We start from the raw sequence: 13,751 nt of genomic DNA, 5'->3' as shown, positions 1-13,751 counted from the left end.
CCGGGGGCGACGCTCGATGCCGTTGTATAATGGCGGACTTCCCATCCCCGAGGTCTGCCATGCGCCCCAGCCAACGCGAATCCAACCAGCTACGCCCAGTCACGCTTACCCGCAACTACACCAAGCATGCGGAAGGGTCCGTGCTGGTCGAGTTCGGCGATACCAAGGTCATCTGCACGGCGAGTGTTGAAGAAACGGTTCCGGCCTTCCTGCGCGACAAGAACCAGGGCTGGCTGACCGCCGAATACGGCATGCTGCCGCGCTCCACCGGCTCGCGCATGCGGCGCGAGGCCAGCGCCGGCAAACAGTCCGGCCGCACGCAGGAAATCCAGCGCCTGATCGGCCGCGCCTTGCGTGCCGTGGTCGATCTGAGCAAGCTCGGCAACCGCACCATCCATATCGACTGCGACGTCATCCAGGCCGATGGCGGCACGCGCACCGCCAGCATCACCGGCGCCTTCGTTGCCGTGCACGATGCCATCAGCGGCTTGATCGCAAGCGGCAAGCTCGCCACCTCGCCGATCCGGGATCATGTCGCGGCGGTGTCGGTGGGCGTGTACCAGGGCCAGCCGGTGCTCGACCTCGACTACATAGAGGACAGCGACTGCGAGACCGACATGAACGTGGTGATGACCGGTAACGGCCGTTTTGTCGAGATCCAGGGGACGGCCGAAGGGGAGCCGTTTTCACATGACGAGATGCTCGCCATGACGGCGCTCGCCGAACAGGGCATCCGTGAACTGGTGGAGCTGCAGAAGGCAACGTTAGGGCTTCAACCAACGTCAACGAACTGAAACGGGGCCGCTGGTGCGTTTCCAAGGCAAAATCACCGACTGGAATGACGCAAAGGGCTTCGGCTTTGTCACCCGGCACGGAAGCGCCAAGCGTATCTTCGTTCATATCACCGCATTCGAGCGCGGACAGCAACGCCCCGTGATTGGAGATATCGTCACCTACAAAGAAGAGCAAGATGGCAAAAAGGGCTATCGTGCGGTCACGGTCCAACTGATAGCGCACACCAAGCGTCAATCCCTGCGGTGCAATCAGAAATCTTTTGGTGACCGCTTTCTACCCGTGCTGGCTTGCTGCTTCCTTTTCTTTCCGGTGCTTGCCGTCATGCAAGGGAAATTGCATGTTGCCGTGCTGGTAGCCTATTTTTTGTTCAGTATCGTAAGTTTCTATCTTTATCGGCAGGACAAAATAGCCGCACAGCACGATCGCTGGCGCACGTCTGAGGCGACGCTGCATCTTGCCGACCTTCTGGGTGGCTGGCCCGGCGCCCTGATAGCCCAACGGCGATACCGGCACAAATCGAGCAAATCATCATTCCAGATCGGGTTCTGGACAACCGTATTGCTCAACTGCGCAGCACTGGGCTGGCTCACAAGCCAAGCTGGGCGCGATATCCAGAAGGCGCTCCTAGCTTAGTTTTCAGACCGCCCCACTCCTCTCCGGGCCGGCTCGACGTGGATATTGATCATGGCGTTGTTCAACACCTCGCTGAGCGCGTCTTCGAGCTGATCGCACAGCTGGTGTGCGGCATCCACCGACATCGAGCCCGGCACCAGCAGGTTGAACTCGATGAAACGGCGCGAGCCGGACTTGCGGGTGCGCAGGCCGGTGAAGTCATAGTCGTCGCCAAGCCTGGACTGCAGGACGCTGCGGATACGCCCCAGGTCATCGAGCGGCAAGGTCGCATCCATCAGGCCGTCGAGCGAGCGCCGCAGCAGGTCCACCCCTGTCTTGATGATGTTGAGCGCCACGGCGATGGCGATCAGCGGGTCGAGCACCCGCCAGCTAGGTGGCGCCACCAGCAACGCCGCCAGGCCGGCGACGACACCGACCGAGGTCCATACGTCGGTCAGCAGGTGTTTGGCATCGGCCTCCAGCGTAATGCTGTCGTGAATCTTTGCCGACCTCAGCATCACCAGCGCGACACCGGCGTTGATCGCCGAAGCGAGTATCGACACCAGCAGGCCGGCGCCTAGATCGTGAATCGGCGCGGGCGACAGCAGCCGTTTCACGGCCTCGTAGATGATGGTGATCGCGGCGAGCAGGATCAGCCCGCCCTCGACACCGCTGGAAAAATACTCGGCCTTGTCGTGGCCGTAAGGATGGCCGTCATCCGCCGGGATGGCCACCACAGTCAGCACGACGAAGGCCACCATCGCCGCCGCCAGGTTGACGAAGGATTCCATTGCGTCCGAATACAGGCTGACGGAGCCGGTCAGGCCGTAGGCGAGGAACTTGAGCCCGAGCACCACGACCGAGGTGCAGATCGAGAGCAGCGCCATGCGCTGCGGTGTTGTGAGCGTCATGGTGCCTGTCGTTTGGGCTCAGGCTGCAATGGGGCTGGGCCATGGCCTGCGGTGGATGGTTGGGTGCTCATATCAGCGAAACGAATCCATTGTCTGCATAGAGATAGGGATGCCAGACCGGCATACCCTCGCCCTCTTCTCCGAAAATCACCAGCTGGCGCCTCAATGTCGAGAGGTCTCCAAACGTGTCCGCATCGGCGATGATGCGGGCGTATCGTGCCAGATAGTCCGACCTGTCCACCTCATTGCCGTAAGTGACGAGCACCTTCAGCGGAGAATTTATCAGCTGAAGTTTGCAAATCTCGTTGGCAGACCCGCCAATCGCATTCTCATGCTCGAACGCGACACAGATGTACTTGACGAATGTCTGATGCGCTGAAAAATTCACCAAGTCCCTTTCCTGGTAGAACACCGCATCGAGCGTGTAATAGTCGCCGTTGTACAGCTGAAGGCCCAGCCTGCTAGCCACATCAGGCAGAAAGGTGCGGACGGTAGCGGTGTACTTGCCCAGGCCACGCCGCCAGTATTTCATCAGGTCGGCATGGTGTGGCTCCGCCGCCTCGACAAAGGCATCAAAAAAGGCTTTCGGATCGACGATTCTAGCTGCAATCACCCGCACACTCCCGAAGCGCCCCGCTCGACGCGAACAAGCCATGATAGTCCACCGCGCCTGCTCTATGCTAAGAGCCTCTTCCTGCCGACTGCGCCGATGGCCCCACACCGACACCTGCCGCTCAGCCTGATTGCAGGCTTCGTGTTCGGCGACTGGCTGCTGCAACAGCAAGCCGGGCTGCCGTCACCGTGGGTCGGGCTGGCGCTGCTGCCGTTCACGTTGATCGTGTGCATGCTGCCGGCACCGGCCAAGCGGCTGGGACAGCTTGTCATCGCCGTCGGCATCGGCTTCTGCTGGGCCAATGCGTGGGCCAACTGGCGCATGGCCGACGAGCTGCCGCACGAGTGGGAAATGCGCGACGTGGCAATCGCAGTCGTGATCCGCGAGCTCCCCGTCGATGGCGATCACTCGACCCGCCTGGTGGTGGATGTGGATGAGGTGCTGACGCCGGGCGCCCACATCCCGTCGCGGCTGCAGCTGACCCGGTTCGGTGGCGAGGCCGAGCGCTTTCAGCCGGGTGAACGCTGGCATCTGGTCGTGCGGCTGAAGCGCCCGCACGGCCAAGCCAACCCGTTCAATTTCGATTACGAGGGCTGGTTGCTGCAGCAGGGCATCCGCGCCACGGGGTCGATACGCCAGGCGCAACGCCTGAACGGCACCAGCTTCGCGCCGATCCACCTCGTCAACCGCTTGCGCGCGGCGATCCGCGAACGCATGTTGGCGACATTGGGGACGCGGGAATACAGCGGGGTGGTGGTGGCCCTGGCGATCGGGGATCAGCAGGCGATCCCGGCGGAACAGTGGCAATTGTTTGCCCGGACCGGCATCACGCACGCCGTTTCGGTATCGGGCCTGCACATCACGCTGGTGGCGTCACTGGCCGGGGCCATTGGCGCGTGGTTGAGCCGCACGGCCAGGATGAGCAGCACCGGCTGGCCGCCGCGCAAGGTTGCGATCGTGGTCGGCGGCGTGGCCGCGCTCGGCTACGTCGTGCTATCCGGCTGGTCGCTGCCCGCCCAACGCACGCTCTACATGCTGGCCATCGCCAGTATCGCGCTATGGCGTGGCAGGCCGGTCGCGGTGAGCCGTATTCTTGCACTGGCGCTGGGTGCCTGCGTGGTGCTCGATCCGTGGGCGGTGCTCGCGCCGGGCTTCTGGCTGTCGTTCGGCGCGGTGGGATTGATCCTGTGGGTCAGCACCAACCGGCTGGGCACGCCCCACTGGCTGCCCGTGTGGGGCCGCGTGCAATGGGCCGTCACGCTGGGCTTGGCCCCTGCGCTGCTGCTGTATTTCCAGCAACTGCCGCTGCTGTCACCCGTTGCGAATGCCTTGGCGATACCGCTGATCGGCAGCATCGTGACACCGCTGTCGCTGCTGGGCTGCGTGTTCACGCCATTGCTGATCCCCACCCACGCGCTGCTGGCCTTCGGCATGGCAGGGCTGCAGCTGCTCGCCGACCTGCCCCATGCACTGTGGGCGCAGCCGGCCGCACCGGCCTGGGCCACACTGTTCGCGCTGCTCGGCGTCGTCTGGTGGCTGGCGCCGGCGGGCCTGCCGGGCCGGCCGCTCGGCGGGCTGATGTTGCTGCCGCTGTTCCTGGTAGCACCCGATACACCGCAGCGTGATGTGTTGCGTGTCGTTTTTATCGATGTCGGGCAAGGTCTGGCGGTGCTGGTGCAGACAGCCCGGCACAGCCTGCTCTACGACGCGGGCCCGAGCCTCGGCCCCGACACCGATGCCGGTGTGCGCAACATCCTGCCCTATCTGCGCGGCAGCGGCATCGGCACGCTCGGTGGCCTCGTCGTCAGCCACAACGATGCCGATCATAGCGGCGGCGCAGCCTCCCTGATGGCGGCGATGCCGGTTGGCTGGCTGTTATCGTCACTGCCACCGGGCCATCCGCTGACAGCACGCGGGGTACGCCCGATCGCCTGTGTCACGGGCCAGCACTGGGCATGGGATGGCATCCGCTTCACCATGCTGAGCCCGAGCCCCGCGCTGCTGGCGCAAGCCGGCATCAAGGACAACGCCAAGAGCTGTGTGCTGCGTATCGATTCGCCGCACGGCAGTGTGCTGTTGACGGGCGATCTGGAACGGGATGGCGAATGGGACCTGCTCGACGGGCAGGCCCAGCTTGCGGCGGACATCCTGTCAGTGCCCCATCACGGCAGCGCCACCTCGTCGTCGTCGCGCTTCATTGCCGCGGTCGCGCCGCGTTACGCGGTCATCAGTGCCGGCTACCTCAACCGCTTCGGCCATCCGAAACCAGCCATCGTCGAGCGCTATCGCGATGCCGGCAGCCGCATCCTGCGTACCGATGAGGACGGTGCGCTGCAATTCGACCTGAGCCCGGCCGGCATCGAGGTCCATGCTTACCGCTCGCCGAGCCGGCACTACTGGTGGGATGCGCCTTAGGCCGAGTTGCGGCACGGCACGGGGAGAGCAGCGGGCGTCGCTTAGTGCAGCCCCAGCGGCTTCAGGCGCACCACGGCGAGCACCTGGTTGCCCTTGCCCTGATACTGCAGCCGGTCGAAACTCAGCATGCGCGCCATCGAGATGCCGCGGCCATGCGGGTCGAAGGCGCGCTCGGGCGTGAATTCGAGGAAGGGTGCCCAGTCGAAGCCCTCCCCCTCGTCGGTGATGGTGATGCGTATCTCCTGCTCGCTGCGCTCGACATCGACCGTCACTTGGCGCGCACAATAGGCCGGCAGGGTCAGGCGCACATCGACTTCGTCACGCCAGCGCCCGGCATGGAGCAGCTCGGACTTGTCGCGATAGCTGATACCGAGATTGCCATGCTCAACGGCATTGATCAGCAATTCCGACAGCCCCAGCGACACCTTTTCGGGATTCGGGCACATCGACGACAGCAGCGCCGACAGATTTTGCGCATCCTCGAGCGAGCGGAAGCGGAAACGCCCCTGGCTGAGCAGGGTCAGCGTCGATACCTGCTGCGCCAGCTGGCGGATCAGCGCGCGCTGCTCGCGGCGGTCCTTGATGGCGGCGCCGACGATGGCGAGCAGCGTGTCGCGCTCGAAGGGCTTGGTCAGGTAATAATAGGCACCGGCCTGCAGGCCCTCGCGCACCGAATCCGGCGACCCCATGGCGGTCTGCATGATCACCGGCAGCGTATCGAATTCGGGCAGCGCCTTGACCTTGGCCAACAGTTCCATGCCGTTCATGCGCGGCATCATGCGATCGAGCAGCACCGCGTCGAACTGGTTGCCGGGTTGCTGCAGGATGTCCCACGCCGCCTGGCCGTCTTCAGCCGCGGTGACGCCGTAGCCCGCGTCGTGCAGGTATTCGGTGAGGATTTCCAGATTGAAGGGTTCGTCGTCGACGATGAGCAGGTTGCCGCTGGTTCCTGATTCCATGATGTCACGTCAGTTGCAGATTGGACTTGTCGGGAAGGTAGACCACGAAGCATACACCACCGCCCGGCAGGTTATGCGCGCTGATCTCGCCGTGGTGGGCATCGACGATCTCGCGGCAGATGGCGAGGCCCAGGCCGGTGCCGCCGGCGCCGGTCTTGGTCTGACTGCTCTGGATGAACTTGTCGAAGATGCGGTCGATCTCGCCTGGCGGCACGCCGGGGCCGAAATCACGCACCTGCAGCCACAAGGCAGGCAGGCCGTTCCATTCGCTGCGCCCGCAACTGATCTCGACCAGGCTGTCCGGCGGGCTGAACTTGATCGCGTTCGACAGCAGGTTGCGCAAGATCTGGCTCATGCGCAGGTCGTCGAAGTCGCCCCAGCTCTCGCCCAGCGCGCTCACCTCGAGCTTGAGGCGTTTTTCCGCCGCCATCTGCTGCATTTCCTCGACTGCCTCCACGATCATCGGCAACACCTCGCGACGCGCGAGGTGGTATTGCATCTTGCCGGCCTCGAGCTTGGACAGGTCGAGCAGATCGTTGAGGATCGCAAGCAGGCGTTTGCCGCTCACGTGGATGCGGTCGAAATAGTGGGCCAGCTTTTCGCGCGTGGCGCTCTCGGCCTTGCCGAGCCCCATGTCGGCGAAGCCGAGGATGGCATGCATCGGTGTGCGCAGCTCGTGCGACATATTGGCGAGGAACTCGGATTTGGCCCGGTTGGCCGATTCAGCCAGCTCCTTGGCCTCGTGCAGCGCGAGCTCCGAAATCTTGCGCTCGGTCACATCCTGGTACACCCACACCGAGTTGCCGAGCGGGTTGGCCGGGTCCAGCGCCTTGCCGTACATCGAGCACCAGAACGCGTTGCCCTGGCCATCCACGAAACGGACTTCGTCGATGAACACCTCGCCGCTGGCCAGCACCGGGTAGATCCGCTGCTCCAGCACCTGATAGGCCTCGTCGTCTGGGTGCAGCAGGCGCGTGGGCTGGCCGATGAAATCCGGCTCGGGCCGCAGGAACAGCTCCACCATCGCCCGGTTGATGTCGACAAAGCAGCGTTGCGACAGGCGCGCCATGGCCAGCGGGCTGGTGTCGAGCATGGCCCGCAGCTCGGCCGTGCGCTCGCTCACCATCTCGGCCAGGTGGTCGCGGTGGCGGATCAGCTCGGCCTCGGCCTGCTTGCGGTCGGTAATGTCGCGCAGGATCAGCAGGAACTCGGCCGGACCGTATTGCGTCAGGCGTGCCTCGAACGCGATGCCGCGCTCGCCGACCATCATCTCGAACTCGAGCCGCTGCGTGCGCCGGGTCTGCTCGGCGTCGAGCATGGCGGTGCGCATCTGGGATGCGACGCGCTGCGGCAGCACCTCTTCCAGCATCGAGCCCGGCTGCAGGTCGCTGAATGCCTGGCCGGCTTCCGTCGCCGGGCTGCGCGCATCGAGAATCGACCCCATCAGGTCGAGGCGGAGCGTGGTATCGGGCAGGGCCGACAGGATCGTGCGATTCTTCTGCTCGGACTGGCGCACGGCCTCTTCGGCCGCCTTGCGCTCGGAAATATCCAGCAGCGAGCCGGTCAGCCCAGGGCGATTGTCGTAATTGATGCGCTGCAGCGTCAGCAAGGCATGGAACTGGCTGCCGTTGCGGCGTATGCAGGCGATCTCGATCGGCCGCAGCGTGTCGTTCGACTGCAATGCCGCGGCCTGCAGCGCCTGGAAGGCCGGGCGCGATTCGTCGGCGATCAGGCCCATCGGATCATGGATGGCCAGCAACTGCTCGCGGTCGTAGGCGAAATAGCGGGCCAGCGTCGGGTTGACGTAGCGCAGCCCGCCATCCTGCAACACGCAGATGCCGATGAAGGAGGCGTCGAGAATGGCGCGGTGCTTGTATTCGCTGTCGAACAGCAGGCGCTCGGCCTTCTTGCGCTCGGTGATCTCGCGGGCGATCACGACGAAATAACCTTCGCCGGACAGCCGTACCTCGTTGACCGTCAGCTCGAGCGGAAACAGCTCGCCGTTCTTGCGCAGCGCGACGACCTCGCGCATCTGGCCGGCCATGCGCGACAGCAGGTCGACCGCATTGCCTGGGCCTGCTCCCTGCGCCTGCCAGTCCTGCAACAGGATCGCCACCTGGAGACCGATTGCCTCGGCCTGCGGGTAGCCGAACACGCGCTCCGCCGCCGGGTTGAATAGCTCGATGCGGCCCAGGCGGTCGGACAGCACGATCGCGTCGCTGGCGGTGTCGAGCACGCTGCGCATGCGTTCTTCCGAGGCGCGCAGGGCGCGTTCGGTCTCCTCGCGCTGTTGCAGCAGCAAGCGCAGCGCCTCATTCGATTCCGTCACGCGGCGGGCGCGCTCGCCGGCCAGCTCGCTGAGCGAGCGTTGCCGAGTCTGCCCCAGCTGCAGCAGCACCGCGAGCGCAACGGTAGCGAGTAGACCAAGCCCCAGGTTGATCCAGGCGGCACGGAAATCGAGTGTCGGGTCGGCATCCAGATATACCGCCCAGCGCCGGTCCACGAACGGCAGGATACGGCTGTAGCGCAGCCCCGGCGGCGCGCTGACGCTGGCTTCGGCGCCATCCTCGGCAAGCGGGTAGAGGCGGCGGCCAAAATGTGCCTCGCTGACGTCGAGCACGGTCACCGTTATCGCGGCCTCGCCCGGCCGCCTGGCCGATAGCGGCGCGAACAGCGCGCCCAAGTCGATCACGCCGAACACCAGACCACTGGCCCCATCCGGCGCCCCCATGCCGATCGGCGTCAGCAGGGCCACCCCCCCCTGCGCCAACGCCTGCTGCTGCGGCACGCTGAATGGCGTACTGACCACCGTATGCCCGGCATTCAGCGCATCGGCGATGGCCTTGCGCAACGTGGGATAAGTCAGCATATCGCTGCCGTTGGGCCAGACGCTGGCCGGCGAAGCAAAATACAGCGGATAATAATAGGGTCGCCCGGAGACCACGCGCTGCCACGGAAACCCCTCCGCGCCCGGCAACTCGACGCGCGCGCGCGCTTCGAAAGCGGCGACGGCATCGTGACGCACGCGCGCGATGCGCCCGGCCACCACTATGCCCGGCGGCTTGCCACCAAGCCCTGTCGCATAGTTCAGAAAGCGCTCGTAGCTGCCGTCCGGCTCGGCCTGGAAATAGGCCTGGTATTGCTGTACATGGGCCTGCATCCGCACCAGCTGCTGTTCGAGCAATTGCACCCGGCCATTCGCCAGCATCTCGAACTGCTGCCGCGCCCGCGCCTGCTGCTCGTCCCAGGTCCGCCACGCAACCACCAGAGACAGCGCGGTGCCGATGACCAGCACGCCACGGACGGCGAACCGCGAGCGCGCAGTGCCACGCGGGTGTCGCAGCTTGTCAGGCATTAAACCTCGCCTCGTGGCGCGCTGGCTGCAGGTCAGCCCGCATGTATCGCGCGGTAGAGTTCGGCATATTCGCGCGACAGCTTGTGCCGTGCGTCCAGGTGCACCATCGGCGTCGCCAGCTCGTGCGATTCGCGAATCTTGACCGAGGACGACAGGTAGGCATCCAGCACCGGCAGGCCCTCGCCCTTGAGCTCGTCCACCAGCTTGGTCGGCAGGGCCGCACGCGCCTGGAACTGGTTGACGACGATGCCGCCGATCTCGAGCGTGGCGTTGTGGTCCTCGCGGATCTCGCGCACGCTGTCGAGCAGGCCATACAGGGCGCGGCGCGAGAAATCATCGCAATCGAACGGAATCAGGCAGGAGTCGGCCGCGATGAGCGCGGACAGCGTGTAGAAATTCAGCGCCGGCGGCGTGTCGATATAGATCGCATCGAACTCCTTCTCCAGCTCCTTGAGCGAATCGCGCAGCTTGTAGATCTTGTAGCGCGATTCGAGCTTGGTCTGCAGGTCGGCGAGCGCCGCGTCGGACGGCAGCACGAACAGGTTGTCGAAGCGGGTCGGGTGGATGAATTCGCTGGCCTTTTTCGAATACAGGCTGAAGCTCAGCGTCTGCTCGAAGAAGTCGGCGATGGTCGGCTTGGCCGACTCGGTCTCGCTGCCGAGCAGGTAGCGCGTCGAGTTGGCCTGTGGGTCGAGGTCGATGACCAGCGTCTTCAGGCCTTCACAGGCAGAAATCGCCGCGAGGTTGATGGTGATCGTCGATTTCCCGACCCCGCCTTTCTGATTGAAGATCACGCGTTTCATGGCCAGGTTTGTCCTTTATTGGGCTTGGTGGATTGGCATAAGCATAATTCACGCTCTGCGACTCATGCCAGTCGTATCGCCGCAAAGCCTGGCCGGCCGCCATCGCGAGGATTGACGGCAGCGCCAGCAACGGCGCGAGCGGGCGCGAAACGCATATGTCGCAATGCACAAATATTTCCTATAGTCCCACTTCTAGGCCTACAAACGAAGTGCTAACATTCGTCGCCACGTCTGCCCCGGGCGGATTCGCAGCTCCACAACATGCAATAGTGGTCACGCTTCACGCGCCCTGCTCAACGGAGGAAAAATGTCGCAGGCAGGTAGTAGCAAACATGGTCTGGCCGGCTTGGTGCTCGGCGCCATCGGCGTCGTCTATGGCGACATCGGCACCAGCCCGCTGTATACGATCAAGGAATGCTTCGCCGGCACCCACGCCATTCCGGCCACGCCTGCCAATGTGCTCGGCATCCTGTCGCTGATCTTCTGGTCCATCCTGATCGTCGTGTCGCTCAAGTATGTGGTGTTCATCATGCGTGCCGACAACGAGGGTGAAGGCGGCATCCTGGCGTTGATGACACTCGCGCTGCGCTCGGTCAGCGATACCCACCCCAAGAGCAAGTGGCTGATGATGTTGATCGGCATCTTCGGCGCCTCGCTGTTCTACGGCGACGGCATGATCACGCCGGCCATCTCGGTACTGTCGGCGGTCGAGGGCCTGAATGTGGTCGCCCCATCACTCGAACACTATATCGAGCCGATCACCATTGCCGTGCTCGTGATCCTGTTCGCCATGCAGCGCTGGGGCACGGCCCGCGTCGGCATCCTGTTCGGCCCGATCATGGTGCTCTGGTTCGCGGTACTCGCCGTGCTCGGCGTGGCCAATATCGCCCATTCGCCCGAAGTGCTGTCGGCAATCAATCCCTGGCACGCCGTGCACTTCTTCACCGAATACACCTGGCACGCCTTCATCGCGCTCGGCGCCGTGGTGCTGGCCCTGACCGGGGCCGAGGCGCTGTACGCGGACATGGGCCACTTCGGCAAACAGCCGATCCGCTACGCCTGGTTCGGCTTCGTGCTGCCTGCCCTGCTGCTCAACTATTTCGGCCAGGGCGCACTGGTACTGCACAACCCCGCGGCAGTCGAAAACCCCTTCTTCCTGCTGGCGCCGCGCTGGGCGCTGCTGCCGCTGGTGGTGCTGGCCACCGCCGCGACCGTGATCGCGTCGCAGGCGGTCATCTCCGGCGCCTTCTCGATGACGCGCCAGGCGGTCCAGCTCGGCTATTTCCCACGCATCGACATCCTGCACACCTCCGAGAAGGAGATCGGCCAGATCTACGTGCCGTCGATCAACTGGATGCTGCTGGTCTCGATCATCATCCTGGTGCTCGGCTTCCGCTCCTCGAGCAACCTGGCGGCGGCCTACGGCATCGCGGTGACCGGCACGATGATGATCACCACCATCCTGGCCTTCATCGTCGCGCGCAATCTGTGGCAGTGGAACAGTTTCGCGCTGGGCGTGCTGTTCATCGGGCTCGCCATCGTCGATGCCGCCTTCCTTGGCGCCAATGCGCTGAAGATTTCCCAGGGTGGCTGGTTCCCGCTGGTCATGGGGCTGGTGACCTTCACCCTGCTGACAACCTGGAAACGCGGCCGCATGATCCTGCTCGACCGCATGTCGGCCGATGCCTTGCCGCTCGCCAGCTTCGTCGAGGCGATCGAAGCCCATCCGCCGACCCGCGTGCAGGGCACGGCGATCTTCATGGCCTCGAACCAGGAAGGCGTGCCGCATGCGCTGCTGCACAACCTCAAGCACAACAAGGTGCTGCACGAGCGCGTGGTGATCCTGACGGTCATCACCGAGGATATCCCCTTCGTACCCGACATCGACCGCGTGCAGATCTCGCGCCTGGGCGAGACTTTCTACAAGGTCCAGGCGTCCTACGGTTTCAAGGAGGACCCGGAAATCGCCGAGATTCTCGAAGACTGCAGCAAGCAGGGCCTGGTGTTCGACATGATGGATACCTCGTTCTTCCTGTCGCGCGAAACCCTGATCCCGAGCGACATGCCGGGCATGGCGCTGTGGCGCGAAAAGCTGTTCGCGATCATGTCGCGCAACGCGGTCAAGGCAACCGACTTCTTCAAGATTCCGCCCAACCGCGTGGTCGAGCTCGGCACCCAGGTCGAAATCTGACCGGGGCGCGCCGCCTACCTGCCCAGCCCCGATTCGTCGGGGCTTTTTCTTTCCCGCACGCCACGCTTTGCGAATTCCGAACGGCCTCGCACTGGCGATAGCCAGGCTTCACGCCTAGACTGAAGCAAGCGAGCCCGGACGGGCTTTTAGAAACATCATCGCCATTCAGAAAATCCGAAGATGCGCCTTTCTCTCGACGCCCTGCTGGTACTCGACGCCATCGACCGCAAAGGCAGCTTCGCAGCAGCTGCCGACGAGCTGTATCGCGTCCCCTCGGCCGTGACCTACGCGGTGCAGAAGCTGGAACAAGACCTCGACGTCACCATCTTCGACCGCTCCGGCCACCGCGCCAAGCTGACCCCGGCCGGCGAGGAGCTGCTGCGCGAAGGCCGCCACCTGCTCGATGCCGCGAACCTACTCGAATGCCGCGTCAAGCGCATCGCCACCGGCTGGGAGACCGACCTCAAGATCGCGGTCTCCGACCTCATCGACATGAGCTGCCTGTACCCGCTGATGGCGGCCTTCGACGCAGCGGGCGGCGCCAGCCGCATCAAGCTGATGACCGAGGTATTCGGCGGCACCTGGGATGCACTGGTCTCCACACGGGCCGACATCGCCATCGGCGCCATGGAGGATGGCCCGCCCGGCGGCGGCTACAGCGTGCGGCCGATGGGCGAGGTGGAATTCGTGTTCGCCGTGGCACCGAGCCACCCGCTCGCCAGCGCACAGCAGCCGCTGCCACCCGAGCTGGTCCGCCACTACCGTGCCGTTTCGGCCGCCGACAGCTCGCGCGCGCTGTCGCCACGCACCTCCGGCCTGCTCACCGGCCAGGATGTGCTGACCGTCAGCGATATCCGGCAGAAGGCCGAAGCCCAGGCCGCCGGGCTCGGCGTGGGTTTCCTGCCGCGCGGCCTGGCGCAGCGCTATGTCGACGAGGGGCGGCTGCGGGTGCTCGACGTGCAGGAGGCCAAGCCCGTGGCCCAGCTCAACCTTGCCTGGCGCGCGCGGCAGCCAGGCAAGGCGCTGCACTGGTTCATCCGCCACCTGAGCGACGATGCGACATTGCAGCAACTGCTGCAGGGGCTGCGCTGATTCGC

At 64.6% G+C, this 13,751-nt stretch carries 10 protein-coding genes; 5 read left to right on the top strand and 5 right to left on the bottom strand.

Translation table 11 applies throughout. The features are described 5' to 3' along the window. Positions 1-59 precede the first annotated feature (59 nt). Both rph and ABWL39_RS06560 read left to right on the top strand, forming a co-directional pair. Entirely contained in the window at positions 60-794 is a 735-nt protein-coding gene (gene rph, locus ABWL39_RS06565) for a ribonuclease PH (RefSeq protein WP_367788328.1), read from the top strand. A 13-nt stretch (positions 795-807) separates the two neighbouring features. Next, positions 808-1,428, top strand: coding sequence for a DUF1294 domain-containing protein (locus ABWL39_RS06560; RefSeq protein WP_367788326.1), 621 nt, complete (start codon positions 808-810; stop codon positions 1,426-1,428). On the opposite strand, the gene ABWL39_RS06555 is transcribed toward ABWL39_RS06560, so the two are convergent. Then, positions 1,425-2,318 (bottom strand): cation diffusion facilitator family transporter, encoded by an 894-nt coding sequence (locus ABWL39_RS06555; protein ID WP_367788324.1) that lies wholly within the window; start codon positions 2,316-2,318, stop codon positions 1,425-1,427. The genes ABWL39_RS06560 and ABWL39_RS06555 overlap by 4 nt on opposite strands. A 67-nt stretch (positions 2,319-2,385) precedes the next feature. Then, positions 2,386-2,973, bottom strand: a complete 588-nt coding sequence (locus ABWL39_RS06550; RefSeq protein WP_367788322.1) for a hypothetical protein — start codon at positions 2,971-2,973, stop codon at positions 2,386-2,388. Positions 2,974-3,027: 54 nt separating this feature from the next. On the opposite strand from ABWL39_RS06550, the gene ABWL39_RS06545 reads away from it, so the two are divergent. Beyond that, positions 3,028-5,346 (top strand): DNA internalization-related competence protein ComEC/Rec2, encoded by a 2,319-nt coding sequence (locus ABWL39_RS06545; RefSeq protein ID WP_367788320.1) that lies wholly within the window; start codon positions 3,028-3,030, stop codon positions 5,344-5,346. Between the two features lie 41 nt (positions 5,347-5,387). Here the strand turns inward: ABWL39_RS06545 and ABWL39_RS06540 are convergent, their stop codons facing one another. From ABWL39_RS06540 to ABWL39_RS06530, 3 genes are read right to left on the bottom strand one after another with little or no spacing between them, the layout of a single operon-like run. After that, positions 5,388-6,305, bottom strand: coding sequence for a response regulator (locus tag ABWL39_RS06540; RefSeq protein ID WP_367788318.1), 918 nt, complete (start codon positions 6,303-6,305; stop codon positions 5,388-5,390). Positions 6,306-6,309: 4 nt separating this feature from the next. Further along, positions 6,310-9,660, bottom strand: coding sequence for a PAS domain S-box protein (locus ABWL39_RS06535; RefSeq protein ID WP_367788316.1), 3,351 nt, complete (start codon positions 9,658-9,660; stop codon positions 6,310-6,312). Between the two features lie 32 nt (positions 9,661-9,692). Continuing rightward, positions 9,693-10,463: a ParA family protein gene (locus tag ABWL39_RS06530; protein ID WP_367788314.1), complete on the bottom strand. Its 771-nt coding sequence runs from the start codon at positions 10,461-10,463 to the stop codon at positions 9,693-9,695. 307 nt (positions 10,464-10,770) lie between these two features. On the opposite strand from ABWL39_RS06530, the gene kup reads away from it, so the two are divergent. Together kup and ABWL39_RS06520 are read left to right on the top strand one after the other, a co-directional pair. After that, a complete protein-coding gene (gene kup, locus ABWL39_RS06525; protein ID WP_367788312.1) occupies positions 10,771-12,654 on the top strand; it encodes a low affinity potassium transporter Kup in 1,884 nt (627 codons plus the stop codon). A 180-nt stretch (positions 12,655-12,834) separates the two neighbouring features. After that, positions 12,835-13,746: a LysR family transcriptional regulator gene (locus tag ABWL39_RS06520; protein ID WP_367788310.1), complete on the top strand. Its 912-nt coding sequence runs from the start codon at positions 12,835-12,837 to the stop codon at positions 13,744-13,746. Positions 13,747-13,751 lie beyond the last annotated feature (5 nt).

Source organism: Chitinivorax sp. PXF-14 (assembly GCF_040812015.1).
Lineage (GTDB): Bacteria > Pseudomonadota > Gammaproteobacteria > Burkholderiales > SCOH01 > JBFNXJ01.
Note: the sequence above shows the minus strand (reverse complement) of the source record. Positions and strands in the feature narration are given on the sequence as shown.

What these genes read in the sequence shown, in the direction of transcription:
- rph (WP_367788328.1), top strand. Translation starts at nt 60, where the DNA reads ATGCGCCCCAGCCAACGCGAATCCAACCAGCTACGCCCAGTCACGCTT.
- ABWL39_RS06555 (WP_367788324.1), bottom strand. Translation starts at nt 2,318, where the DNA reads ATGACGCTCACAACACCGCAGCGCATGGCGCTGCTCTCGATCTGCACC.
- ABWL39_RS06550 (WP_367788322.1), bottom strand. Translation starts at nt 2,973, where the DNA reads ATGGCTTGTTCGCGTCGAGCGGGGCGCTTCGGGAGTGTGCGGGTGATT.
- ABWL39_RS06545 (WP_367788320.1), top strand. Translation starts at nt 3,028, where the DNA reads ATGGCCCCACACCGACACCTGCCGCTCAGCCTGATTGCAGGCTTCGTG.
- ABWL39_RS06540 (WP_367788318.1), bottom strand. Translation starts at nt 6,305, where the DNA reads ATGGAATCAGGAACCAGCGGCAACCTGCTCATCGTCGACGACGAACCC.
- ABWL39_RS06535 (WP_367788316.1), bottom strand. Translation starts at nt 9,660, where the DNA reads ATGCCTGACAAGCTGCGACACCCGCGTGGCACTGCGCGCTCGCGGTTC.
- ABWL39_RS06530 (WP_367788314.1), bottom strand. Translation starts at nt 10,463, where the DNA reads ATGAAACGCGTGATCTTCAATCAGAAAGGCGGGGTCGGGAAATCGACG.
- kup (WP_367788312.1), top strand. Translation starts at nt 10,771, where the DNA reads ATGTCGCAGGCAGGTAGTAGCAAACATGGTCTGGCCGGCTTGGTGCTC.
- ABWL39_RS06520 (WP_367788310.1), top strand. Translation starts at nt 12,835, where the DNA reads ATGCGCCTTTCTCTCGACGCCCTGCTGGTACTCGACGCCATCGACCGC.